The sequence below is a fragment of the Psychrobacillus vulpis genome, assembly GCF_006861825.1.
GTDB lineage: Bacteria > Bacillota > Bacilli > Bacillales_A > Planococcaceae > Psychrobacillus > Psychrobacillus vulpis.
In genome coordinates, this window is record NZ_VDGI01000026.1 from 52,264 (window position 1) to 75,487 (window position 23,224).

At 33.7% G+C, this 23,224-nt stretch carries 27 protein-coding genes and 1 pseudogene; 17 read left to right on the forward strand and 11 right to left on the reverse strand.

Annotated elements, in window-relative coordinates; genetic code table 11:
* Nucleotides 1–191: 191 nt before the first annotated feature.
* Together FG384_RS17735 and FG384_RS17740 are read left to right on the forward strand one after the other, a co-directional pair.
* The gene (locus FG384_RS17735; RefSeq protein WP_142644022.1) at nucleotides 192–1,274 is read left to right on the forward strand and encodes an FAD-dependent monooxygenase; all 1,083 of its coding nucleotides are present in this window, start codon (nucleotides 192–194) and stop codon (nucleotides 1,272–1,274) included.
* Between the two features lie 242 nt (nucleotides 1,275–1,516).
* Nucleotides 1,517–1,975 (forward strand): SAM-dependent methyltransferase, encoded by a 459-nt coding sequence (locus tag FG384_RS17740; RefSeq protein ID WP_142644023.1) that lies wholly within the window; start codon nucleotides 1,517–1,519, stop codon nucleotides 1,973–1,975.
* A 186-nt stretch (nucleotides 1,976–2,161) separates the two neighbouring features.
* Here the strand turns inward: FG384_RS17740 and FG384_RS19900 are convergent, their stop codons facing one another.
* Together FG384_RS19900 and FG384_RS17745 are read right to left on the reverse strand one after the other, a co-directional pair.
* Nucleotides 2,162–2,335 carry a hypothetical protein gene (locus FG384_RS19900; RefSeq protein ID WP_166462479.1) on the reverse strand — a complete coding sequence of 58 codons (174 nt, stop codon included), beginning with the start codon at nucleotides 2,333–2,335 and terminating at the stop codon, nucleotides 2,162–2,164.
* 218 nt (nucleotides 2,336–2,553) lie between these two features.
* Nucleotides 2,554–2,898, reverse strand: a complete 345-nt coding sequence (locus FG384_RS17745; RefSeq protein ID WP_142644024.1) for an ATPase — start codon at nucleotides 2,896–2,898, stop codon at nucleotides 2,554–2,556.
* Nucleotides 2,899–3,229: 331 nt separating this feature from the next.
* Here FG384_RS17745 and FG384_RS17750 point away from each other — a divergent pair, with 331 nt between their 5' ends.
* From FG384_RS17750 to FG384_RS17765, 4 genes are all read left to right on the forward strand, one after another.
* Entirely contained in the window at nucleotides 3,230–4,492 is a 1,263-nt protein-coding gene (locus tag FG384_RS17750) for an ATP-binding protein (RefSeq protein WP_142644025.1), read from the forward strand.
* Nucleotides 4,493–5,048: 556 nt separating this feature from the next.
* On the forward strand, nucleotides 5,049–6,548 hold the full coding sequence (locus FG384_RS17755) for a malate:quinone oxidoreductase (protein ID WP_142644026.1): 1,500 nt from the start codon (nucleotides 5,049–5,051) through the stop codon (nucleotides 6,546–6,548).
* A 391-nt stretch (nucleotides 6,549–6,939) separates the two neighbouring features.
* Nucleotides 6,940–7,479, forward strand: coding sequence for a DUF4269 domain-containing protein (locus tag FG384_RS17760; RefSeq protein WP_142644027.1), 540 nt, complete (start codon nucleotides 6,940–6,942; stop codon nucleotides 7,477–7,479).
* A gap of 192 nt (nucleotides 7,480–7,671) precedes the next feature.
* Nucleotides 7,672–8,049: an SET domain-containing protein gene (locus FG384_RS17765; protein WP_142644028.1), complete on the forward strand. Its 378-nt coding sequence runs from the start codon at nucleotides 7,672–7,674 to the stop codon at nucleotides 8,047–8,049.
* 203 nt (nucleotides 8,050–8,252) lie between these two features.
* Here the strand turns inward: FG384_RS17765 and tatA are convergent, their stop codons facing one another.
* From tatA to hpaB, 5 genes are all read right to left on the reverse strand, one after another.
* Nucleotides 8,253–8,453, reverse strand: coding sequence for a twin-arginine translocase TatA/TatE family subunit (gene tatA, locus FG384_RS17770; RefSeq protein ID WP_142644029.1), 201 nt, complete (start codon nucleotides 8,451–8,453; stop codon nucleotides 8,253–8,255).
* 51 nt (nucleotides 8,454–8,504) lie between these two features.
* Complete coding sequence (locus tag FG384_RS17775) at nucleotides 8,505–8,729, reverse strand: helix-turn-helix domain-containing protein (RefSeq protein ID WP_142644030.1); 225 nt, start codon at nucleotides 8,727–8,729, stop codon at nucleotides 8,505–8,507.
* Nucleotides 8,730–8,749: 20 nt separating this feature from the next.
* Nucleotides 8,750–9,919: a ZIP family metal transporter gene (locus FG384_RS17780; RefSeq protein WP_142644031.1), complete on the reverse strand. Its 1,170-nt coding sequence runs from the start codon at nucleotides 9,917–9,919 to the stop codon at nucleotides 8,750–8,752.
* A gap of 16 nt (nucleotides 9,920–9,935) precedes the next feature.
* The gene (locus FG384_RS17785) at nucleotides 9,936–10,952 is read right to left on the reverse strand and encodes a multicopper oxidase domain-containing protein (RefSeq protein WP_142644049.1); all 1,017 of its coding nucleotides are present in this window, start codon (nucleotides 10,950–10,952) and stop codon (nucleotides 9,936–9,938) included.
* A 784-nt stretch (nucleotides 10,953–11,736) separates the two neighbouring features.
* Nucleotides 11,737–13,188, reverse strand: coding sequence for a 4-hydroxyphenylacetate 3-monooxygenase, oxygenase component (hpaB, locus tag FG384_RS17790; protein ID WP_142644032.1), 1,452 nt, complete (start codon nucleotides 13,186–13,188; stop codon nucleotides 11,737–11,739).
* Nucleotides 13,189–13,396: 208 nt separating this feature from the next.
* On the opposite strand from hpaB, the gene FG384_RS17795 reads away from it, so the two are divergent.
* From FG384_RS17795 to FG384_RS17820, 8 genes are all read left to right on the forward strand, one after another.
* Nucleotides 13,397–13,774 carry a YhfM domain-containing protein gene (locus FG384_RS17795; protein WP_142644033.1) on the forward strand — a complete coding sequence of 126 codons (378 nt, stop codon included), beginning with the start codon at nucleotides 13,397–13,399 and terminating at the stop codon, nucleotides 13,772–13,774.
* 187 nt (nucleotides 13,775–13,961) lie between these two features.
* On the forward strand, nucleotides 13,962–14,561 hold the full coding sequence (locus tag FG384_RS17800) for a TetR/AcrR family transcriptional regulator (RefSeq protein WP_142644034.1): 600 nt from the start codon (nucleotides 13,962–13,964) through the stop codon (nucleotides 14,559–14,561).
* A gap of 237 nt (nucleotides 14,562–14,798) precedes the next feature.
* Entirely contained in the window at nucleotides 14,799–15,731 is a 933-nt protein-coding gene (locus FG384_RS17805; protein ID WP_240793470.1) for an MFS transporter, read from the forward strand.
* Nucleotides 15,732–16,031: 300 nt separating this feature from the next.
* Entirely contained in the window at nucleotides 16,032–16,325 is a 294-nt protein-coding gene (locus FG384_RS17810; RefSeq protein ID WP_142644035.1) for a hypothetical protein, read from the forward strand.
* 136 nt (nucleotides 16,326–16,461) lie between these two features.
* Nucleotides 16,462–16,617 (forward strand): hypothetical protein, encoded by a 156-nt coding sequence (locus FG384_RS19905; protein WP_166462478.1) that lies wholly within the window; start codon nucleotides 16,462–16,464, stop codon nucleotides 16,615–16,617.
* 258 nt (nucleotides 16,618–16,875) lie between these two features.
* Nucleotides 16,876–17,121: a histidine phosphatase family protein gene (locus FG384_RS20350; RefSeq protein WP_276612772.1), complete on the forward strand. Its 246-nt coding sequence runs from the start codon at nucleotides 16,876–16,878 to the stop codon at nucleotides 17,119–17,121.
* Nucleotides 17,066–17,374 carry a histidine phosphatase family protein gene (locus FG384_RS20355; protein ID WP_276612773.1) on the forward strand — a complete coding sequence of 103 codons (309 nt, stop codon included), beginning with the start codon at nucleotides 17,066–17,068 and terminating at the stop codon, nucleotides 17,372–17,374. Before FG384_RS20350 ends, FG384_RS20355 begins: the two co-directional genes overlap by 56 nt.
* Nucleotides 17,375–17,448: 74 nt before the next feature.
* Entirely contained in the window at nucleotides 17,449–17,961 is a 513-nt protein-coding gene (locus FG384_RS17820) for a DinB family protein (protein ID WP_142644036.1), read from the forward strand.
* Nucleotides 17,962–18,053: 92 nt separating this feature from the next.
* Here the strand turns inward: FG384_RS17820 and FG384_RS17825 are convergent, their stop codons facing one another.
* The 3 genes from FG384_RS17825 to FG384_RS17835 all read right to left on the reverse strand — a co-directional run bounded on the left by FG384_RS17825 (nucleotide 18,054) and on the right by FG384_RS17835 (nucleotide 20,946).
* A complete protein-coding gene (locus FG384_RS17825) occupies nucleotides 18,054–18,455 on the reverse strand; it encodes a hypothetical protein (RefSeq protein ID WP_240793471.1) in 402 nt (133 codons plus the stop codon).
* Nucleotides 18,456–18,806: 351 nt separating this feature from the next.
* Nucleotides 18,807–20,279: a HAMP domain-containing sensor histidine kinase gene (locus FG384_RS17830; RefSeq protein ID WP_240793472.1), complete on the reverse strand. Its 1,473-nt coding sequence runs from the start codon at nucleotides 20,277–20,279 to the stop codon at nucleotides 18,807–18,809.
* Nucleotides 20,269–20,946, reverse strand: a complete 678-nt coding sequence (locus FG384_RS17835; protein ID WP_142644037.1) for a response regulator transcription factor — start codon at nucleotides 20,944–20,946, stop codon at nucleotides 20,269–20,271. Before FG384_RS17835 ends, FG384_RS17830 begins: the two co-directional genes overlap by 11 nt.
* Nucleotides 20,947–21,206: 260 nt before the next feature.
* On the opposite strand from FG384_RS17835, the gene FG384_RS17840 reads away from it, so the two are divergent.
* The 3 genes from FG384_RS17840 to FG384_RS17850 all read left to right on the forward strand — a co-directional run bounded on the left by FG384_RS17840 (nucleotide 21,207) and on the right by FG384_RS17850 (nucleotide 22,399).
* On the forward strand, nucleotides 21,207–21,512 hold the full coding sequence (locus FG384_RS17840) for a hypothetical protein (protein ID WP_142644038.1): 306 nt from the start codon (nucleotides 21,207–21,209) through the stop codon (nucleotides 21,510–21,512).
* A 480-nt stretch (nucleotides 21,513–21,992) separates the two neighbouring features.
* Complete coding sequence (locus FG384_RS20245; RefSeq protein ID WP_240793473.1) at nucleotides 21,993–22,118, forward strand: ATP-binding cassette domain-containing protein; 126 nt, start codon at nucleotides 21,993–21,995, stop codon at nucleotides 22,116–22,118.
* 23 nt (nucleotides 22,119–22,141) lie between these two features.
* Nucleotides 22,142–22,399 (forward strand): FtsX-like permease family protein, encoded by a 258-nt coding sequence (locus FG384_RS17850; protein ID WP_240793474.1) that lies wholly within the window; start codon nucleotides 22,142–22,144, stop codon nucleotides 22,397–22,399.
* 191 nt (nucleotides 22,400–22,590) lie between these two features.
* On the opposite strand, the pseudogene FG384_RS17855 reads toward FG384_RS17850, so the two are convergent.
* Nucleotides 22,591–22,996, reverse strand: a pseudogene (locus FG384_RS17855) (putative iron-sulfur cluster-binding metallochaperone).
* Between the last annotated feature and the right edge of the window lie 228 nt (nucleotides 22,997–23,224).

Here is a 23,224-nt window from a genome sequence, read left to right on the forward strand (position 1 = left end):
TTCCCAAATGGAGCGGTTTTTTTATTTTTAGCAAAGGAAAGTCCTCCGATATTAAATTTGACTATTAAAGATTGTGATAATATACTAACTTACATTACGTAAGTAGGTTAAATATAATGAATGTTTATTGGAGAATTTGTGGTTATTCTGACTTGAAAAGTTTTAGATTATCCAAAGCAGGAGGATAAGAAGTGAATTATAGAGTAGATGTTTGTATTGTCGGAGCTGGTCCAGGAGGGGCACTGCTTGCATATTTACTAGCAAAGAAAAATGTTTCCGTTATTCTTTTAGAACAGCATAAAGCTGTTGGAAAAGCTTTTCGAGGAGAGCATTTAAACGAAGAAGGAGAAGCAATTTTAAAGGAACATGGTCTATTCGATGAAATAGAACAATTAGGCTTGCTTCGCATGGAAAAGCTGGAATATTGGCATGAGGGAAAATCTTTTAAAACAATTTTACCTGATCCAAAAGTAGGGCATTTAGGTATTCATGTACCTCAAGCGCATCTGTTATCAGTGTTGTTGGAAGCAGCACAGGAATACTCTACGTATTCTGCGATGATGAATACAAAAGTAGTTGAGTTGCTAAAGGATGAATCAGGTAATTTTTGCGGTGTCAAAGCAGTAAAAGATGGGGAAGAAATCGTGATTGAAAGCCAACTGATTATCGGGGCAGATGGTCGTTATTCAACTGTACGAAAAAAGGCGGAAATTAATGTAACCATTCGAAAACATGGATTTGATTTACTGTGGGCAAGAATTCCAGCACCAGAAGATTGGGAACCTTCTATAAAAATGGCGCTAATAGGAGATAAACAGTTATCACTTTTTACACAAGCGATGGGTTTTGTACAAATTGGTTGGAATATCGAAGAAGGCTCATTTCCTAAGTTAAGAAAACAGCCGTTTACACCATTTATTGAGCAGCTTATTGAAGCATTTCCACAGCTAGAAAAAACTGTTCGTCATCATATTCAATCGTGGCAGGATTTTGTATTGTTAGATGTATACAGTTCAACAAGCGAATGCTGGGGGAAAGACGGAGTAGCATTAATTGGTGATGCAGTACATACGATGACGCCAACAGGAGCTTTTGGCTTAAATAGTGCTTTAAAGGATGCAGATTTTCTAGCAACGCTTATTGATAAAAATTATATTTCGCAACTAGATCTTAATGTTTGTGCGACTAAAAGGAAAAAAGAAGTTGAAAAGATTCAAGCAATACAAGTGGAAAAAGAGAAGTCTTTTGCTTCACAATTTGTTGTTTTAGCTTAATAAAACAAAACTAAACGCATCTTCACTTTTTTATAGTAAAAAAGTATGGAGGTGCGTTATTTTATTTTGTTGGAAATAATCGAGTTTTATCATGAGTACCAACTTTCCATAAATCAAAGAAATTAGAACTATAATGTAATGAAAGATAAGGAATTCATAATACTCTTCATAAATAATCTGTAATATTCTGTTAAACAAAAGTCTGTTACTATATTCTTGAAAAGAAATTGGGGGAAATGGATATGTTTAATATAGAATCAATAGGTGTAAATTACAATGAACGTAAAACACCAAAAGATGATTATTGGGGAGAAGTTATATCAGAAATAAAGTTAGATAAGACATTGGATGATAGTTGCTTGGATGGAATTGAGTCTTTTAGTCATTTGGAAATAGTTTATTTATTTCATCTTGTTCAACAGGAGGATATTCAATATTCTTCAAGACATCCTAGAAATAATAAAGAGTATCCCAAAGTCGGCATTTTTGCGCAAAGGGGAAAAAATCGGCCAAATAGGATAGGAGTTACAGTTGTCGAGCTAATAAGTAAGGAAGGGAACTCCTTAATAGTCAAAGGATTAGATGCAATTGATGGTACCCCAATTGTAGATATAAAACCTGTTATGAAGGAATTTTTACCAAGGGGAGAAATAAAACAGCCTCAGTGGGCAAATGAACTAATGGCTAATTATTGGAAATAGCATACTAAACTGAAATGCTCCATGGGATGTCCATCAAATAATTACAGGTTCCCCAGGTAGTTGAGTCTTCTAATCATGAACTCTGACTATGAAATAATAGAACAGTCTACTACCTGTATAGGACATCTAATTTGATTAAATAGAGAAAGGCGAGATTATTAGGATCTCACCTTTCATGTACGGATATTATTTGCTTTTTTTATTGGATTGTTGCTTCTTGTTTTTGTTGGTAACAATACTATTATCTCTAGTATCAAAGTCTGCAGCAAATTCTTCGTCTGGATTATCAGTAGGGTCTTTGTACAAATCTAAGCTGTTATGCGTTCTTACATTCATCGTCTTTTTGTTGTTTTTACTCATGAATGTTCACCTCCTAGAGTCTAATGTGCTCTATATAGAAGGTTTTATTCTTAACGGGCATTTCTTATTGAACTAACATTGTAGCCTAATGTGTGATGGTTGATTTACAAAAAAAAATTGACGTATAGAAAAAGGGTTGTACCAAAAGTCATTTATAGATTGACTAAGGAGGACAACCCTTTTACGACAATACTAGACTTCAGAATCTCTTGTTAATACTAAAGAATCTGTGTCAATTCTGAGTTTAAAACCCGTTGAGCGGTTATGACAACGCCTGAAGCTGTTCTTCCGTAAGCAGAATATAATCCGCCGGTTTGGTTAGGAACAATTTCAGTTTCATATTGAGATGCTCCTGTAACTAAACTAAGAGTTACAAAACCAGAAGCATTAGCACCTACGCTAAAGTTAGCTGATGAGAGTAAACGTCTTGTCCCATTAAGTCTAAAAACTCTAACTACTCCGGTAAGTGTTCCTCCAGTACGATTGAGGATTTTAACTCGAACGTTCGTTGCATTAGATGGTAGATTTCCAGAGTTTTCAATTGGTCCTGTTGTTAATGGCATATGAAATACACCTCCTCTCTTTAAAATGCTCATAATCTGCAGATTATATAATCATTGTATTCAATAATTCTATTAATGCTCTAAACGGATTAATCAATCTTATAAAAATATAAATCTTCTAAGCGAAGATTATTAAATCATCTAAAAATAATTTAATTCCTTTTCAGATTTTCTATAGTGCTAATCCCCAACTCAAAATATTTTAAAAGTAATAATAAAGTTCTTAATATTCATACTTTTATTCCAAATAAAATCATGTATAATCATAATAATATTTCGGATATTTATACTTGATAGACATTTAGATTTATGGAAAGAAGGGGAGTAGGGTATGGGAATTCCTACACTATTATTAAATGCATTCATCATTATCCTATGTATTTTTTGCTATCAAGTATTTTGGTTAGATAAAGATCGGAGTAATGTACGGAATAATATATTAATTTCCTTTCTTTCATCTACGGCTTGTGTTCTATGTATGACTTTCCCATTTAGTTATCATTTTGGGTATATTTACGATCTACGGCTTATTCCTATCGTTTTAGCTTTTCTATATGGAGGCTTAAGAAGCTTTGTTTTTGTCACCTTTGTCTATCTTACTTACCGCTTTTACTTAGGAGGAACGGGCTTTATACCATCAGTTATTATTATGGTTATTATGTACTTTACCATTATTACGATATTAAATTTTTCTCAATCAGATTATATAAAGAAAAGGAGACCATTGTTTGGCATACTACTGATTTTCATTTGGATTAGTACTTTTTCTGCTTTTACTATATTTAACGGATTAAAAATATATGGAACTGTCAGTTCTGATTTCTTGCAATTTTTATGTAGTTATTTAGTAATTAATATCCTTACAGGACTGTTATCTATTTATTTAATTGAAGGAATGATTGATAAGGTAAGAATGAAAGAAAAAATTCAAAGGGCAGAAAAATTTTATGTGATTAGTGAATTGGCAGCCTCTTTTGCTCACGAGATTCGAAACCCACTTACTTCGGTTTATGGATTTATACAGTTGTTTCATAAAAATGAAATAGCGGAAACAAGTAAGGATGAGTACTATCAAGTCATTCTAGAGGAGTTAGAGAGGATACAGCTAATTGTTGACAATTATTTATCATTAGGAGAACTACAGAATAATGTCATAAAAGACTCATTAGATATAAGTGTAATTGTAAATCAAGTAATAAATTGTGTTTCACCGCTAGCCATGTTAAATAATATTGAAATTAAAAGCAGTATAAACGATTCACTGTCTATAAATGCTAATGCCGATAAAATAAATCAATGTTTAATTAACATCATAAAAAATGGGATTGAAGCCATGAAAAATGGTGGAATACTACGAATTAATGGGAAAAAGGGCAAGAATAGTGTTGTAATTGAAATTGTCGATTCAGGCATTGGAATGACTCCTGAGGAGATAAAGAGAATCGCCATGCCGTTTTATTCATTAAAAGAAGAGGGAACTGGGCTTGGGACTATGATTGCATACGGAATAATAAAAGAATTAAACGGAGATATAGAAATAAAAAGTGAAAAAGGGAAGGGAACTTGCTTTACAATTATTATTCCTTCATTATAATTAAGCCCGACATGACCGTGCTGGTTATTTAACTTTTGATTACCGTACTAAAGAAATTTTGTAAATTTTAAAGGTTAACTTTTTGAGTTACAAAGAATAAAGAAATGAGATTTAGACTCAAGAGAATTTTTTTTAAAGTCTCATTTGTATATTTTTGAGTAAATTTAATAATTATCTTACATAAAAATTTTAGTTAAGGTTAAAGTAAGATTATCAAATTGAGGAAGCTTTTCTAAGATCTCAGCTTAAAATCTAAAGCAGTTGAAGAATGTTATGGTGAAATAGTATTATATATTTACCAAGGATAACAAAAGTTACAAAAAATGAAGTAGTAGAATATAGTAGATTAACTGTTTGTACAATAAGTATGGCACAACAGTTATAGTCACTAAGACAATAGTAGATATTTTTATCTATAAATATTTGTAGTACACTATGATATAGTAATAATAGATACAGAAAAGGTGTGGACTAGGTCGCGCCTTAGCTTGGTGAGACGACTAAGCTGGAGCACCTACATTCTTTCTGCAAATTTTAGGGTATAAGGATGATAAAAATGAGCAACAGAGAAACTAAAACAGACGTTATCTTAATTGGTGCTGGAATCATGAGTGCAACTTTAGGGACACTCCTGAAAGAACTAGCACCGGAATGGAAAATCACAGTGTTTGAGAAGCTCGAAAATGCAGGTGAGGAAAGCTCTAACGAATGGAATAATGCAGGAACAGGTCATGCAGCACTATGTGAACTTAACTACACTTCCGAAAAATCAGATGGATCTATAGATATTAGCAAAGCTATCAAGATTAATGAACAGTTTCAGCTTTCGATGCAGTTTTGGTCTTATCTTGTAAACAACAAGCTGATACATAAACCTCAGGACTTTATCATGCCATTGCCTCATATGAGTATGGTTCTAGGCGAAGAAAATGTAACGTTTTTAAAGAAACGTTTTGAAGCGATGTCAAATAATCCTCTGTTTCAAGGGATGGAATTTTCTGATGACCCAGCAAAACTAAAGGAATGGATTCCGCTAATAATGGAAGATCGTCCAGCGAATGAACCTATAGCTGCAACAAAAATTGACTCTGGAACGGATGTAAACTTTGGGGCTTTAACACGTATCTTGTTTGACCACTTAAAAAGTAAAAACGTCGATATTAACTACAAACATAGCGTAGATAATATGAAACGTACTAGCGACGGTTCGTGGGAACTGAAAGTACGAAATGACAGCGGTAACATCGAACACCATACGGCAAAATTTGTCTTTGTCGGAGGCGGAGGTGGAAGCCTGCATTTACTACAAAAATCAGGTATTCCGGAAGGAAAACATATTGGAGGATTCCCGGTAAGTGGACTATTTTTAGTATGTAACAACCCGGAGGTAGTAGAGCAACATCATGCAAAAGTATACGGCAAAGCTAAGGTTGGTGCTCCACCAATGTCTGTTCCGCATCTGGACACAAGATTTATCGACAATAAAAAGTCATTGCTATTTGGACCGTTTGCCGGCTTCTCGCCAAAGTTTTTAAAAACTGGTTCAATGCTTGATTTAGTAACCTCTGTAAAACCGGATAATGTTGTAACTATGTTGGCAGCAGGCGCAAAAGAGATGTCATTGACAAAATACCTGATCCAGCAAGTAATGTTATCGAAAGAAAAGCGCATAGAAGAGTTAAGAGAGTTTATCCCAAACGCCCAACTTGAGGATTGGGATACAGTAGTAGCGGGTCAACGTGTACAAGTTATCAAAGATACGGAAGCTGGCGGAAAAGGGACGCTTCAATTTGGTACGGAAGTAATTACTGCGTCTGATGGTTCAATTGCAGCATTACTAGGTGCTTCTCCAGGGGCTTCTACTGCTGTTCACGTTATGCTTGATGTAATTAATAAATGCTTCCCTCAACATATGAAAGAGTGGGAACCGAAAATTAAAGAAATAATTCCTTCTTATGGCTTGTCATTAATGGAAAATGTAGAGCTGCTGCACGAAATTCATACATCAACAGCAGAGACACTTGGTCTAAGCGAAAAAGATCTAGTCAATAGTTAAATCTTTGGATGTAGAAACAAACGTATTTAATGAAAGGTTTAAGCAACTTTTTAATTGTTCCTAAAACCATTAAAAATAAAACATAGAACCTTTAATCTAACTATAGATTGAAGGTTCTTTTTTTAAAATATCTAGTTAGAGATGCTACTGAGAATCGTATAACAAGAAATCTAGATGAAAGCATATGTATGTAAAAAAGAGGATTAATGCTTTTTATGATGAAATTAGTAAAATAATGGGGTAGGTTTGTTGAAAAAGAATTACAAATTAATACATGTGTTATTAAGCTTAATTTCCAACCCTTTAGAAGTGATTTTTACATGAAAAAATAGTGTTCTTCAAATGAGAAGTTCTTATAGTTTCCTTGAATTAATTGTATAAAGGAGCATTTATGATTCAGACTATCAAATACTTAAAATTAGGCAACTTAAAACAAAGTCGAGCTTTCTCAGTTATAAGTGACTTAGGAATAATGGATGATTTGTCTGAGTATCATCCTACTCTTTGTGGTACTCTACCATTAGGGATTGATATTGAAGGTTCTGACTTAGATATTATTATGGAAGTGGCTAACTTCAATCAATTTGAAAAAAAAGTGAAAACTTTGTACGGAGATCAAGAAAATTTTATACTTAAAAAACTTATAATTAGAGACTTTCCGGTTATTAAGGCAAATTTTATCTATAAAGAGTTTGAATTTGAGCTGTTTGGTCAACAGCAACCGGTTAATAGGCAGTATGCTTATCTACATATGATAATCGAAAACGTCATATTGGAGCAGTTACCATTAATAAAAGAGGAAGTTATAAGACTTAAAGAACAAGGATATAAAACTGAGCCAGCATTTTGTAAGGTTTTAGGTTTAGAAGGAGACCCCTATGAAAGGCTTGTAGAATTTGGAAAAGAAAAAGGCTTTATTGAAATCGTATAGATGTACTTGTTTAATTAACGAGGGATTTAGTTGAAAATCATGGGTTGTCTTATACTACTCTTTGATTAATTTACAAAAAAGTCGTTTAAAAACAAATAAAATTGTCTAACATAGCAAAATAAATAGAGCCCTATGTTCAAATTAATGTTACAGTTAAAAAGAAAATTTTTAAAAGTGAGTAGGAGAACAAACATGATTGAGGTAAAAACATCTCCATTAAGTGATGGAGAATTCAATAGAGGGGTATTTGCTACATGTGATATCAAAAAAGGAGAGCTTTTGCATAAAGCACCTGTCATTTCTTATCCAAACGACCAGCATCAATACATTGAGCAAACTATACTCGGTGATTACGCATTTGAGTATGGAATAAATCATTCTGCTATTCTTCTTGGTTATGGAATGTTGTTTAACCATTCTTATGAACCTAATGCAATTTATGAGATTAATTTTGACAATCATACATTTGACTTTTATGCGTTCACAGATGTGAAAGCAGGAGATGAAATTCTAATCAATTATAATGGCGACGTTGATGACAAAGATCCACTGTGGTTTAATCAGGAATAAAAGGGATATGGAAGAGATTCTTGACAATATTCCTTCCGAAAAAGTAGCAAACACCACATGTAGAATTCAGTAATACTGAATACTACATGTGGTGTTTTTCTTATTCGAACAGCATAAGTTTTTCAAAAATGTTAGTCAGATGTTATTAGGGTTCTAAAAAGATTCTTCTTGAGTAGAAGGTGCAATATTTTTATAACACTTCTTTAAATTCTTTCTGAACTATCTTTCTCTTGATTTATTGTCATATTTTTTTCTTCCGATAAAAGATCTTTTGTTGAATTCTTAAATTCTCTTAATGTTGAACCAAAAGCTCTCCCAATTTCAGGCATCTTTGAGGGTCCAAAAATAATTAGAGCAATTATAATAATCAATATCAATCCTGGAATTCCTAAGTTTTGAATCATGATCTCACTCCATTTTTCATAATGATATAAATGAATAAATGCATCGATTGATCAAAAATAATCATTTAGATTAACACTCTTTCCAAGAACTTTTAAACCTTCATTTATTTTAGCGATGGTTGAAAATCTGGGTAAGTAATTTGGGGTGTTGCATAATTTAGAGATTGTTGAATAACTGATGCCAGAGGCTTCTTCTAAGACATATATACTTATATCTTTTTGAATATCCAACCAATCACCAAAACTACTCTTTTTATTAAGAAGATTCTTTTTCAAATCCTTCACTCCAGAATTTATTAATATTTTACAAAAAAAGCTGTAAGATACATGATGATTAGACCTATAGTAAAACCACTCAAATTTAACCAAGAAACAGCTGGTTCCAAATGTTTCTTATGTTCGTCTATTAACATTTTAGTAATCACATAAATTACTTGTAAAATAGCTCCTGCACCAATACCTAAGCATAAAGCTCCGAAAATTGGTGAGAAAATAAATCCGCCAAACCAAGTTCCTAAGATAGCAGGGGCACCCGCTATTATACCAAGTAATACAAAGTCTCGAATTCGGGGTTTAATCTTTAATAAAGGAGCAGCTATTCCTATACCTTCCGTAATATTATGGAGGGTAAACCCAATGATTAAAAAGGTTCCAAGTGCAGCTTCACCTAGCGAAAAAGAGGTACCTATTGCTAAACCCTCTCCAAAGTTATGAAGTCCAATTCCAACAGCCATCAACAAAGCGATATTAAAAGGAGAAGAGGCTCTCTTCGCTTGCTTTTTCTGTTGATACTGATCAAAACCAATTAAGAATACAAATGTTAATAATGCTCCAAGAATAACAACCATATTACCTTGTAGTACTGTAGGAGCTTCAGCACCAATTTCAAAACCATCGGCCAATGTACCGATAAATAGGAATAGAAGTAATCCAACTGTAAGAGAAAGGATAGAGTTTATCCATTTTCGTGAAAAACGTTTCATAAATGGGTACCACAATAACCCTAAAGTGATAGGAACAACTCCTACATAAAAACCAATGAATCCATAATTAAGGAAGTTACTCAAGCTGTTTTCAGGAGTGAGCGAGGCAGCTTCAATGTTACCTTCTGTAATAATCCCGTTTTCGGTTATTAGCTTAATTGCATGTGGATCACCTTGTACCCAAGGATAATTAATGGTTACAATTCCTTCCTCAAAGCGTTTTAATGTTTCTGAAGGAGTAACACTAAAATTCCATATTGAATCATCGACTATGACTTGAGATAGCTTAATTGACTCTGGACCTGTATTACTAATTGATAACTCAAATCCGTTATCTGTTATCTTTATTCGTTCAATATTTAATACCTCAATTGGTGCAGCAGGGTCTTTTTCAACACCAGCGCCATTTATCATCACCCATGCTACTACTGCGACAAGTAGCAATAGAGGGATTAATCCTGAAATTAACCATTTGACTTTCATTTTTTATGAACCTCCTTTACTCTACCTCGAAAAATCCCATCCAACCTAATTCCGCGAATTCACTTACATGAGCATGAAACATGTATTTACCTTTATATGGAAAAGTAACTTCTATTATTCCGCGTTCACCCTGACATTGCATAATTGTATCAGTAAATTGCGAAGGGTTATCATTTCGGCCTGTTGGATAATACGTAAAATAATTTGCGTGTAAGTGGAAAGAATTTAGTAAATCGAACTCCGTTAAATTGCTTAGGTAGATTCGGACAAGCTGATCTTTTTTAATTTTAATTGGATGATTCATAAATGCATTTGCAAATCCGTTTACAGTATAAAATTCATTTTCCCCGTCTAAATCCAAATCAAATCCATTCATAACCATGTTTAATTCTAATGCTGGTTCTCTTGGTTTTTTGGGATCAATAATAAAATTTCCGTATAAACCTTTATGAATATGCCTTGCTAATGGGAGGACATGGCAGTGGTAAATTTGTAAACCGTATGGTTTTGCTTCAAATTCATAGGTAAATTTTTCTCCGGGATAAATGGGATCAAGACCATCCATTTCTGGTGGGTGAATTCCATGAAAATGGATGGAGTGAGGATGACTTCCACCATTAATAAAGTGAAACCTTAAAAGATCACCCTCCGTACAGCGAAAAGTAGGGCCAGGAATTGTTCCGTTATATGTCCATCCTGGAAATTTTATTCCCTTTGCAATTTCTATTTCTTTATCAATTGCTATGACATCATATTCCCTTAACGTTTGCCCATTGGGTAGAGTACTCACTTTTCCATAATCAAATGTAGTAAGTAATTTTTCAGCCATTAAGTAGCCTTCGCTTTTTGAAAAATCGCCACTGTTATTAGTGTGATTCATGTGATGATGATTATTTTTCTTGCCGATTGTAGCCGCACTTGCAGCAGGTGTAAGTCCAGTAATTGAATTTAAAAAATAACTCCCTGCTAATCCAATAACACCAGCAGATCCCATTTTTAAGATGTCTCTCCTTGATACATTTCGTTCACTCATCATTTTTCAACTCCTTCAAAAAAGTTTCCTTAAGGAAAAATAAAAGTATTTTATATCACTTTATTCGAAAGGGGTACTTTTTGTCAATAATTTTTTTTGTTCCCTGGTAAAAATTTTTGAATCCGAAATAAGTAAAATTATGGAAGGTTAAATTATATTATTCAATAATTTTGAATTAATAGGGAAGTGGAACTTATTGAAGTTAAGAAGTAGAGTATAGGATAATTCTTTTATACTCCCATGAAAATTATAAACTCCCGTAAAACAGTAAAATTGCATAACAAAAGAGACTCAGAAAAAGCTTTTTTAAAAAAAGCTGAGCCTTCAGAATGATTATATAGAGTTAATAGATGACTCAAAAAACATCTCCATTCTTCCTCAAATAAAGGGCAAGACCGGTGTAACGAATCAAAAAGGATTAATCTACCATAAGTGCTACCCATATAGGGGAGGAATTCTGTGATGCACCGAAATTGTTGGAGTCAGACTAACGGATGGTCTCTTTGGAACCATAGTGTATCGATCTTCTTCGCTAGCCGTAGAAACAGTATGACAGGGGTATCCATTTTCATTCTATGTAGAGAAGCGCTGATTTTGCGCTTCATGGATGGCTATAGGTAAGAACATGGGTTGCATAGGCAACTCTTTTTTCCTATTGAGCTAACGGGGCAGGTAAGTTCAGAAAGGGTTATCTAAAGGTGTTTTATAGTGAATACCCAGGCAAGGATATACAATGATAGATTTGATGGATTTAAATTCCAATACAAAGGAGAGGAAGATTCTGTTACTCTTCTTTTTTTAGATTTAAGAAATTACTAATTACCTTTACATATTCTTTTTTTGGATATTTCTTATATAATTCACTTGATAATCGAATCGGGTCGCCAAAAAAGTATCGCTCATATTGGGTTTGTCTTGTTCCAAATGAACTCATTGTTAGGTCCCAAGCCAAACGAAATATTTTTACACGTTCCTCTGCGGTCTTAGTTGCTCCTTGAAGATAGTAATCTAAGTCATTTCTAATAGTAGAATGAAATGCTTTTTCGGTTGGTAATGTAATCATTCCACTAGCTCCGATTAGCTGGATGATTTCAGTGAAACGAGGATAGATTTTAGGGAAAATGTTACCAGCAACTTGAAGCGGGAAAATTTCTGGCCGCATATATCCCCATTCATCTAATTTTGCGTTATTTTCCGATTTTTCTAATAAGGCTTTCATCGTTTCTAGACCAATGATGATTTCTGACATCTTTTCTTGAATATGTTGATACTCGCTAATATTAATCGTTTCGATAAGAAGCTCAGCAATACCTAAGACGAATTCTGTTTTTACAATTTGTCTAGTCAATACTTGGTGCTTAGTAAAGGGATGGAAAGAGCTTTGAATTGGGAAAACTTCGGCTACTTCCGCATTGTTGTAATAAAATACCCTATTCCAAGGTACTAATACATTGTCAAAGACAACGATAGAATCCATTTCTTCGAACCGCGAGCTTAATGGATGATTAAAAGAAGATTGGCCTCCGATGAATGTATCCCTACAAATAAATTTTAATCCTTTCGTGTTAGAAGGGATAGAAAAAGCAAAAGCTTCATCTTCATTAAATAGAAATTTACCAACGCTAAATACTAATACTTCATCTGTTAAACCACCTTGCGTAGCAAGAAGACGGGCACCTTTAATGATGATTCCTTCTTCATTTTTATCAATAACTTTTGCGGCGATTGGCTCACCGGTCTCTTCATAGTAGATATAGGAACGATTCACTTGTGGGGAAATAAAGGTATGTGTAAACGACAGGTCACTTTCCCTGGCCATTTCATAAAATGCTTGTAGATTATTTGGAAAACATTTGTCCTTATTATTTAAAAAGGATGCTGAAGAGGCAAAGCTCATTAAAACAGTGTTCAAATAATCTGGGCTTCTTCCCATGATACCTCCTGAATACCTAGCCCAATGTTCATTCATCTTTCTTCTTCTTATTAAGTCTTCTTTCGTTTTTGGTTGCAAATAGGAAAGACCAATAAGTTCTCCTGATACTGGGGAAATAAAAGTCATCTCATCTTTTATTTTTGGGTCAAATTGCAAATCATAAAGAGCCGCTTTGGACTGAATAAGTCCCTTGAAGGCAGGGTGTTCAGAGAGCAACCCCTCAATTTTTTCACCGTCGTACCAAATTTCATTATTTAGCTGATTTAATCGGTTAATATAATCTTTTCCATTAATAGCCCCCATGTTTCACTCCCCAATGTAAATCGATATTTCTAAAAAAATATTCAAGCTGTTTAAAAGTTAAGTCGTTCAATATTTTATTAGTATTACTAAAATTAATCTATGTAAATAGAGCAGACTAATATTCCATCTTTACTATTGGGTCATTTTAGTGAAACAGGGATTTGTTACTTTATTCAAAAATTAACGTCTAACTAGAAAGGTGATAATAATGAAAAAGTTATTTTTTTTATTCGTCGTAGTTGGCTTCATATTAGTTGGATGCTCGCAAGAACATAAGAATAAAATAAGTGAATTTTCATCTGAAAGCAGTTCTGAAACGGTCATCACCACTAAAGTGAAGTCCTTAGAACTAATAGAAACAGAAGAAAAAGACATTTTTACAAAAGCAGTAAGCCATTCAAAAAAAGAGCCAGGCATTGTCAATATGACAAATCCGCAGTATCAATTCAGCATCGATGATGAATCTTATTTTCTCTGGATAACTGAAGTTTCTGGAACAATAATGAACACAAAAGACACACACACGATTTATTCACTGTCCAGTAGTTCAGTCAAAGAAATTTATGCGTTTGTTAATAAAGGTTAAAAATATTTCTCTTCAACTCACGAAGCTTTAGTAGGAGATCATTGAGGTGCTACTGAAGCTCTTTTTTTATTGATTAACTAAAGTTGAGCAAAAAATGTTGAATAATAATATTTTAGTTTACAAAATAATCATTTAATTATAAAATAATGATTGATTAATCAATCATATATATAAAGGGGTTATCTTAATGGCAGCTTCCGATTCCCAACAGCAGAAGATGAAGGCAAAACGACAAAGAATCTTGGATGAGGCAATAGAGCTTTTCTCGGAGCATGGTTACAATGATACAACGATTGCAAAGGTGGCTAAGGCTTCCGGTATCAGCTTCGGTAGTGTCTTCACTTACTTTTCTACAAAAGAAGAATTGTTCCACTGTGCTGTGATTGAGCCTTTAGGGCAAATAACAGATGTGATGATGAATTTTGACCCTGAAGCGGAAGATCCGCTTGCTGAACTTGAACGGATTGTAAAGACTCATATCAAATTGTTTGCGAAGTTAAGCACTTATTTAAGTTTGGTGGTTCAAGTCATAGGACACGATTCCCGCTTTTCAGAGCAGTTTGAGGAGTTAAATCGCTTCCATGATGCTTTCTGCCTCAAGCTTTCAAAACTTATTGAAAACGGCCAGGTGAAAGGTCAATTAATTCAAACTGACTCGATGTATGCGGCATACAGTTATATGAGTTTATTGCTTGGGTTGAGATTGATGAGAACAGATAATTTTGATCATGAAATTTGGGAGCAATTTGTTCCTTTTGCTTTGAATTTATTTGGACCGGCTCGCTAAATAAGCTGCTGGTCAAATATTTTAAAATAAAAACGATTGATTAATCAATCAAAAAAGGGGTGTAAGAATGAATTTCCTGTCATTCAGTAAAACAATTCAAGTAAGACTTGTGCTTCAATTTTTCGGCACAATTGGGTCAATGAGTATCCTTCCATATATCCAATTATGAATTCAAGCTGGCTGAATGAACCATATATTACGTTCATTTTGTTTCTTTTAATATTTGTGTGTTCAGGCATGGCAAGTCCCGCCTATTCAGCCCTTATTATCGATGAAAGCAATCCTGAGAATCGAAGAGCAGTCTATACATTTTCTTATTGGCTTAATAACTTGGCGGGTGCCATTGGTGGTTTAATTGGCGCATTTTTATTCGAGGATTATTATTTTTATCTCTTCTTAGGAATGAGTATGATTGCATTGCTGACATTAATAATAACGATTTTCTTTATTGAAGATCATTATGAGGTGGCTCAATCTAAAGTGGAACCAGAGAAAAAAAGATCAAAAGGGTCTTTATTTGAGGTTAGTAAGGTTTACATGGTAGTTATAAAGGATTATCGCTTTGGAGCTTTAGCATTGGCAAATCTATTAATTATTGCTGTTGAAGAACAGCTAACCAGCTTTATTGGCTTAAGGTTAACGGAAGATTTACCAAAACCAATTCCTTTACTGCCCTTTCTAGATGTGGATGTCGATGGATTTAATTTAGTCGGTATTCTGAAAGCTGAAAACACCATTTTAGTAGTGTGCTTAACAGTAGTTGTTTCATTTTTGTTGAAACGATTAAAGGACCGTTCGGTTTTACTTGGAGGAATAGTTCTATTTTTCTGCGGCTATGCTGTCATCAGTTTTAATAGTGTTCCAATCGTGCTTATTCTGGCAATGTTTATTGCTACTTTAGGAGAATTGATGAATATACCTGTCAAGCAAGCTCTGTTAGCGAACATGGTTCCGGATCATGCAAGAAGTTCATATATGGCAGTATACGGGCTTTTGTCGATGGGAGGGTCACTCATGGCCGGTGTATTCATCTTTTTGTATGGAAGGGTACCTTCATTTTTCCTGACAGCTGTATTTGTACTAATGGGAATCTTAACTTTCATTATATTTTGGAGGTTGACGAAAACAGAAGCAACGTCTCAACATATAAATAAAGTTAAAATTGGCTGAAAAAAAAATAATGATTGAACGGTGGCTTTACTTCAATACGGAGTGAAGCCTTTTTCTAGTTTGTAAAGTGGTAGGTTAGTTTAATAAGAAAGGAATACTAGAATGGTTTTAATGTTACAATTAATGAAAAATAATCCAATTTAAATTAGGGGGGAGTATTATGAGGATATACACAGTAGAAAAAGAGAATTATGTATAGAGTAAATTTATTCTTTTTAGTATTTTTCGTTTTGTTAGCAGGTTGTTCTAGACAAGAAACCATTAAAGCTACTGGGGAAGGGGGAAGATTGGAAAGCACATGTGGTATACGAAGTGACCAATTCCGAACTCTATGATAGAGGAGGAATTGAATATACAGGAGATGAAGAACTTATCTATGTCACTTATAAGGTAATTACTGGCCGCCTAGGCGGCCAGAGCGAGGAACTTTATCCCCAAGAAAAACAAACCGCGATATCTTTTGGGATGGGCTCAACTAACCATCCTCCAACTAAAGATGAAGTAGTTATTGAGTTAAATCATTCTTATATAGAAATTGAATGGTGGACTAAAACAGGGGAATATGAAGAAAAAATTGACTTGAAAGTTAACTAAGTTTGAGAGGATTTTAATCAAGCTTTATTACAAACTATCAATCTTATTTTTAAAGCTAGATCTAAAATTCCTTATTCAACAAACACATTGGATTAGCTAATGAGTTTGAAGTAAAGAGTAAATGGTGGTGATTATTATGAAATTCTTAGGAGTTATTATTATTTTATGGATTTTTTTATGGTCTATTACAAATACGTTAGAAAAGTTAACAGATAAGATTTTGGAGAAACAAGACAAGCAGTATAAAATATTAGAGGAAATAAAATCGAACTTAAATGATAAATTAGAATAGAAGATTGAACTTTTTTTAAGGCCTATTAATGCGATTCCTTCTGAAACTAATGTGGCAGGCTCTTCTGAAGTTATACTGGGTGTTCCTCATGATAAAAAAGCATTTTTCCTTTCCTTTTTTATATAATGGAAAGGGGGGACAATTATGAATCAAATTATATACTTATTTAGGCATGGAGAGACCGTTTTTAATACATAAGGATGTTATCAAGGAGAACTTGATTCGCCATTAACTGAGGATGGAATAAATCAGGTCAAATTGAATGCTAGAATGTTGAAGAGTTTTATAGATAATCCACAGGAGTGGCAAGTTATCTCTAGTCCACTTGGGAGAGCTTTAGAAAGCACCAAAATCATTTGTGAAACAATAGATTATGATTTTAGTAAGGTGAAAATAGACACTCGTTTAAGTGAAGTTGCTGTAGGATCATGGGCTGGATTAACAATAAATGAAATTGAAGCTTCTTGGCCAAATAATATGGAGAACACAGATATATATATATAAATGGTATTTTAACTCTCCTGATGGAGAAAGTTATGAGGCTGTCGCGAACAGGATATCTAGTTGGCTTTTAGACATAGTAAATATTCCTAAAGTTATCGTAGTTTCTCACGGGCTTACAGGAAGGATATTACGCGGGATATACGGTAATTTTAAGAAAGAAGATGCATTAATGCTTGAGGTATCTCAAAATACCTTCTTTAAATTAACCGATCAAAAGATTCAAAGAGTGTGTTCGGAATTCGAAGTTTTTTAGGAAAGTACTAGTGATTTAGATGTTAGATAAAGTTAGGAACAAAGTACGCATTTTCTAATAAAGGGAGAAAACTCATGAATAAATTTGTAAATGACAAACTGAATGAAACGAGAAATAACCTATTAAAGGAGATTACTGTATTAAGTGATGCTCAATTTAATAGTAAGATTGACATGAATATGTGGAGTATAGCTCAAGTATGTCATCACTTAGTTTTAGTGGAAGAAGCATCTTTAAAGGCTATTGCATGGGGGTTAAATCAAGTTGATAGTACTCAAAAAGAGCGTAAAAAAGTTCAACTTATATTGGAGAGAACAAAAAAGATGAAAGCTCCAAAAATCGTTGAACCAGATGTAGAGCCATTTGAAATTCAGCAAGTCATTGATTTGTTAAACGATTCTAGAAAAAAAATCATGAATTTTCTTAGTACAATAAAAGATAAATCCATATTGGCGGAAAAATCAGTGATGCATCCTGCTTTAGGTGAATTACCTCTTGATCAATGGATTGAACAGATTTACTTGCATGAACTGCGACACATAGAACAAATAAGAGAAATAAAATTAATATTAGATTCGAAGCACTAAAATCATAGTAATAAACGGGTCCTTTCTGGAACATAAAGTTCGTCATGCTTATTCAACTGAAGAGGTAGGTTAATTCACTAAGTATTCAATTATTATTCCATATATAAATTGATTGTGTCATTTGTCACTATTTCTTTACCTATTGCTTGAATATATAAATGGTCATGTAGGTATGGCTTATCTATGTTCCAAGTTAAAGAAAAGTTATTATCAATTTGATTTTCTTGAATGTCATATCCAATAAGTTTTCTTTCTGTCCATGTTTGAGTACCTGTTGGAATCAACCAGAATAAGATGGTTTCTGTATTTTCTGCTTCAACATGAAATGTTATTTTCTCTGTTCCTTTTGGGATCTGTACCCAAATTCCGTCTTTTGGATAGTCTGTATATATACTTTTAATTTCGGGTTTGGATGATGTAATAGGACTTACTTGACTAATAAATGGTTGAAATGCCGTTAAGATATTTAAAGCAAGAAAAAATTTCAATATCATTAATTTCACCTCAAAAGTAGTATTCACCTTACAAGGATTTATATGTGTTATTCAATTCCCGTGAAAATATTCAACTAACATGGGCTTTACTTAAAGAAGTTGATTGGCTTTCAACAGGCAATTTAAAATATTTAAAAGGGGCAGAAGGCACAAAAATCTTGTCAGAGGACATATTAATTGGTTTATAGTGGATTATTAAACAAATAATAAAATATATTAATATAAATTAATGAATAAAATAAAAATCACCTTTTCATTTTTTGAAAAGGTGATTTTTAGGATTGTAGAACCTATAAAACTCTTATTACTTCTTAATACATTCTCTTAGGCAATTAATACACATTTAATAGTTTATTCAATAGGCAACATGAGTCGAAATATAGTTTCATGCGGTGAGGTTGATATTAAGAACAATTCACAATTATTAGCTTCAGCAAGTAATCGACTTAAAGGTAACCCAAGCCCTAATCCTTGCTTCTTCTTTCTTTTGCTATCTCCTCGATAATATCGTTCAAAAATATAAGGAATTTCTTGTTCTGCAATACCTTTACCATTATCTAATATATCAAGGTATAACTTTTTTTCTTCCATATTGAGGCTTATAATGATTTTAGTAGCCTCTGCTCCTGCACTATTCATTAAGAGGTTAAGTAGAATTTGCTTCATCTGACCTCTGTCAGCTACTATTTTCAGTGGTTTGATTAAAGGAGAGATATCAATGTCTATATCTTTAAAACCTTCTATGGAATGAACCTGTTGGATTACTTCTTCTATTACATCCGAGAGAGATAATAAGACAAACTCTCCATTAATTGTGCTAGATTCTAATGACGCAAAATCTAATAAATCTTCTACCATTTTTTGCATTCTTTTAGCTTCTTCTAATGTTGTTACTAAAAATTGATCTGCTGTTTCCCCTGTGACAACGCCTTCTTGGACGGCTTGAATCATACCACGAATCGAAGTAACAGGGGTCCTTAATTCGTGAGAAACTCCTGCAAGTAAATCTGTTCTCATTTGTTCAAGTTGTTGCAAACGCTTCGTCATCATCTTAAAAGAAGAAAATAGTTGTTGTAGTTCAGCTTCTTTTACTTTCGTTGCTGATGGTAGGTTCGGAGAGTAATCCCCTTCCGAGACTTGTATTGCAGCTTCCGTTAATTGATGTAAGGGACGAGTTAATTTTCTTGAAAGGTGATATATTACAAGCCAACCTCCAAATGCGATTCCCAAAATAATTAGTACGAGAAAGCTATAAGTTTCGATATTATCTAAAAATATTTCTGGTGAAGGGGTACTTAAATATAAAGCTCCTATCACTTCGCCCTCTTTACTTAGAGGGATACCTACACGTAGCCATGTAACACCCTTGAGTTTTATTTTTTCTTTAGTAGAATTCCCGCCTAGCACACTTTCAATAGTAGAAGGTGTTTCAACAAGATTCTCGGGTAATGATATATCTAGACTAGAAAAGTTAACAAGATTGTGACCCTCTTCATTAAAAACTTGCATATAATCTTGAGCAACCGGACGTGCTACTTCCGTTGCTATAGCGGGTGTAGAAGGTACAGCAGGTGTGAAAGGTAATGGATCTTGTTGAAAATTTGGTTGTGATTGTATTATATCTATAGCACGTAAATATGAATCACTAAGTTGTTCAGCTCTTGCCTGTAGTATTTGAAAATTTTGTTTATTTTCGTTTACTTTTAGCCATACACCAGCGACAGTCCCTAAAAAGATAAGAATGGCTATTAACACTCCCGTATATCTACGAGTCCAAAAACGCAGTAAAGGGATACTTTTATCAGACTGTAAGCTAGTTAACACGTAGCACATACCCCATTCCACGTAATGTTTTAATTTCGCCTTCGTCTGGTGACCAATCACGCAAGTGTTGACGAATTCTTTTGATCGACGCATCTACAGCTCTATCTGCACCCTCATAATTCATACCCCATACATAATCTAATAGTTGATCGCGATTAAAGCATTGATTGGGGTGTTTTCCTAGGAAGGCGAGCAGTCCCCAATCACGTGGTGACAAAGGAATTAGCTCATCATAAATAAAGGCTGTACGAGTAGTAAGATTTATTACAAGGTGACCTAATCTAATAATTTCATTATCTTCTAAATGTGAAGGACGGCGTAATACGGCTTGAACTCTAGCCACAACCTCCTCAGGATCGAATGGCTTTGTGATATAATCATCAGCCCCTTGTCCAAGTCCTGCTAGTCGTTCGGGCACACTACCTCTAGCTGTTAGGATAATGACAGGACAACTACCATATTGACGGATTTGCTTTAGAATATCCAGCCCATCATTTTGAGGCAACATCAAATCCAAAAGTACCAATGAAGGGTTATAATTAAAAAAAGTTTGAATTACATTACCTTCTCCTAAATTGTGCAAAACCGAAAAATCATTTCTTTCCAAATATACTTTTAATAACTGAGCAATTGGCAATTCGTCCTCAATAAGTAAGATGCGCTTCACTACAAACATCCTTTCTACGATACTTTGTAATTAACTTACCATAATAAAAGCTTATTCGTTAGTCTATAACTTGAATATGTCTATAATATGACAACGATTCATTTTTTCCTATATAAATAGGGGATATGGCAGTAGACTCCTATCTGACTATATTTTTCAAGTCGTCATATTATGGTCACATTCATTAGTTAAATTAAGTATGTGGGAAACGGCATCCCATACTATATCGCATAGCGAATAATAATTAGGAGGAATTTGAAATGAAAAAAGTTTTATTAATTGGTGCAGTAACACTAGGAGTTTCAGTAATGGCTGGTTCAGCTTTAGCTTCTACACAGAATACAAATGAGGAATCGGTACCTGCAATGAGCTCAACGCCAGCAGTAGAAGTAACAGCTGAAGAAAGAGCGGTACTTGAAAAAGAAGCACTTGAAGTGGAAGGAACACCTTTAGTAGACTCAACTCCAACAATAGAAGGAACACCAGCAGCAGAACTAACGCCAGCAACAAAAGCAACAGAGGAAGAAATTGCAGCACATGAAAAAGAACAAGCGTCAAAAAAATAAGCTAATTACTTTTGCATGAGACTTCAGGCTAGATTTTAGTTGACCATTTGAATTATGCTGTTACAAACATGTTACTAGTAAGATTCTGTGTAAACGTCAAATGAAATAAATCTTCTAACGAAATCTGTGCTATGTGATTGTCATAGTGCAATCATTCGTTAGAAGTTTTTCTATGATATCATCTGAACGACAAGCGATCTGGTATTCACTTCATATAAAAGCTCGTAAGTAGCTTCCCCGTTGAGTCCCAGCTATCTACTGAATAACCATCTATTCTAAGTCCCTCTGCAATCGCTTATTGCAAATTTAGCTCGTCTTATACAATAAGTATTTTCATGCGCACATTAATTCTTTTATTTTTAAGTGAAGAAAAACTAAAATAGTGGATAGGAGTAAATAAATGTTTGAAATTAAAAATGTATCCAAACAGTATAACGGCGAATTCGCTTTGAATAATATCTCCTTTACAATGGGAAAAGATTGAATTTTATAGTTGGTGCTTCGGGTAGTGCTAAAACAACTCTATTGAAAATTATCGGTGGTATGGAACAAGATTTCGGTGGCGAGGTTTACTATTGCGGAAAGAATATGAAAGCATTAACCTAAAGGAAATAGGGCTACTGTCCGCTTTGGGATATAATAAAGGTACAATCCAGAAAATGATTGTCAGAGAAAATTTGCTTTTATCTGCAATGGCAGCTATTTTTCAAGCTGTCCTCATTGGCTGTACTTATTTAGTGGGAATGATTTTCAATTTAGCAATTATGGTCACCCCACTACAAATCTTGCAATCCATACTTTCCACAGGTGTTGTTGTTATTGTAATTAGCATAATAGCTAGCTACAAGTTAATTCATACGGAGCCTGCTGTTACGTTGAGGAAGTAATTCATCTTATTTAATCAAAATTAATTGTTAATTTCATAATCAATAATTTCTAATACATCTTCTTGCAAATCTATATTTTGAAATGCCACAGCCTTTATGGTTGTGGTATTTTTTTTGTTTTACAGTAGTTGTATACAAACTGTGTTTGCACTATATTCTGCCCCACTAAGTCATGGGAGTTTAAGAAAGAATTAATTTATTTCTTTGATATATTTTGTGACGTTTCCTAAACAACAGCTCCCTTGGGGATTATTCGCCTCATAGCCACATCTGTTTTCTTTTACGTTTTCACGAATAAGTTCTAATGGATTAGGAAGAAGTCCTTGTTCCACATAATCATTTATCTTTTCTTTAGTCCAATCAAAAAAATAACAAATAGGCGCATTTTCTAAATCATCTTTCTGATGGACTGCTACCTTTATGATGGATAAAGGGTACTTCTTATTATTAGTATCAAAGTTTTTTAGCATTTATTGTTTCTATTTTTGATGGTTTAAGTTGTGACTTTAAAGTAATTAGCTTTACGATTTTAGCTTTATTATTACAAAACGGACAAAATCCATTATTTTCTTTTTTTTTCTTTTGGATTACTACTATAACAAGTTTGCGGAAATGTTTGTTGTGCACACAATTAAATTGATATTTCTCCTGTCAAAGAAGCTAGATTACGGGGGTAAAGTGGAAGGGATTTTGTGTTTCTTTCTCAACGAATCGTTTTAAAACTATCTTTTTGCAAATCTAAATGTAGAAATTATCTCAGCGTAGCTCCAAATGTAATGATTTGTTCATCTTCAGTTAATATAGACAATATATTCTAAGGTCGTA

What these genes read in the sequence shown, in the direction of transcription:
- FG384_RS20355 (WP_276612773.1), top strand. Translation starts at nt 17,066, where the DNA reads ATGAAATTGAAGCTTCTTGGCCAAATAATATGGAGAACACAGATATAT.
- FG384_RS17840 (WP_142644038.1), top strand. Translation starts at nt 21,207, where the DNA reads ATGAAAAAAGTTTTATTAATTGGTGCAGTAACACTAGGAGTTTCAGTA.
- tatA (WP_142644029.1), bottom strand. Translation starts at nt 8,453, where the DNA reads ATGATTCAAAACTTAGGAATTCCAGGATTGATATTGATTATTATAATT.
- FG384_RS17755 (WP_142644026.1), top strand. Translation starts at nt 5,049, where the DNA reads ATGAGCAACAGAGAAACTAAAACAGACGTTATCTTAATTGGTGCTGGA.
- FG384_RS17780 (WP_142644031.1), bottom strand. Translation starts at nt 9,919, where the DNA reads ATGAAAGTCAAATGGTTAATTTCAGGATTAATCCCTCTATTGCTACTT.
- FG384_RS19900 (WP_166462479.1), bottom strand. Translation starts at nt 2,335, where the DNA reads ATGAGTAAAAACAACAAAAAGACGATGAATGTAAGAACGCATAACAGC.
- FG384_RS17800 (WP_142644034.1), top strand. Translation starts at nt 13,962, where the DNA reads ATGGCAGCTTCCGATTCCCAACAGCAGAAGATGAAGGCAAAACGACAA.
- FG384_RS17765 (WP_142644028.1), top strand. Translation starts at nt 7,672, where the DNA reads ATGATTGAGGTAAAAACATCTCCATTAAGTGATGGAGAATTCAATAGA.
- FG384_RS17760 (WP_142644027.1), top strand. Translation starts at nt 6,940, where the DNA reads ATGATTCAGACTATCAAATACTTAAAATTAGGCAACTTAAAACAAAGT.
- hpaB (WP_142644032.1), bottom strand. Translation starts at nt 13,188, where the DNA reads ATGGGGGCTATTAATGGAAAAGATTATATTAACCGATTAAATCAGCTA.
- FG384_RS17745 (WP_142644024.1), bottom strand. Translation starts at nt 2,898, where the DNA reads ATGCCATTAACAACAGGACCAATTGAAAACTCTGGAAATCTACCATCT.
- FG384_RS17825 (WP_240793471.1), bottom strand. Translation starts at nt 18,455, where the DNA reads ATGATATTGAAATTTTTTCTTGCTTTAAATATCTTAACGGCATTTCAA.
- FG384_RS17805 (WP_240793470.1), top strand. Translation starts at nt 14,799, where the DNA reads ATGGCAAGTCCCGCCTATTCAGCCCTTATTATCGATGAAAGCAATCCT.
- FG384_RS17740 (WP_142644023.1), top strand. Translation starts at nt 1,517, where the DNA reads ATGTTTAATATAGAATCAATAGGTGTAAATTACAATGAACGTAAAACA.
- FG384_RS17750 (WP_142644025.1), top strand. Translation starts at nt 3,230, where the DNA reads ATGGGAATTCCTACACTATTATTAAATGCATTCATCATTATCCTATGT.
- FG384_RS17785 (WP_142644049.1), bottom strand. Translation starts at nt 10,952, where the DNA reads ATGAGTGAACGAAATGTATCAAGGAGAGACATCTTAAAAATGGGATCT.
- FG384_RS19905 (WP_166462478.1), top strand. Translation starts at nt 16,462, where the DNA reads ATGAAATTCTTAGGAGTTATTATTATTTTATGGATTTTTTTATGGTCT.
- FG384_RS17820 (WP_142644036.1), top strand. Translation starts at nt 17,449, where the DNA reads ATGAATAAATTTGTAAATGACAAACTGAATGAAACGAGAAATAACCTA.
- FG384_RS17795 (WP_142644033.1), top strand. Translation starts at nt 13,397, where the DNA reads ATGAAAAAGTTATTTTTTTTATTCGTCGTAGTTGGCTTCATATTAGTT.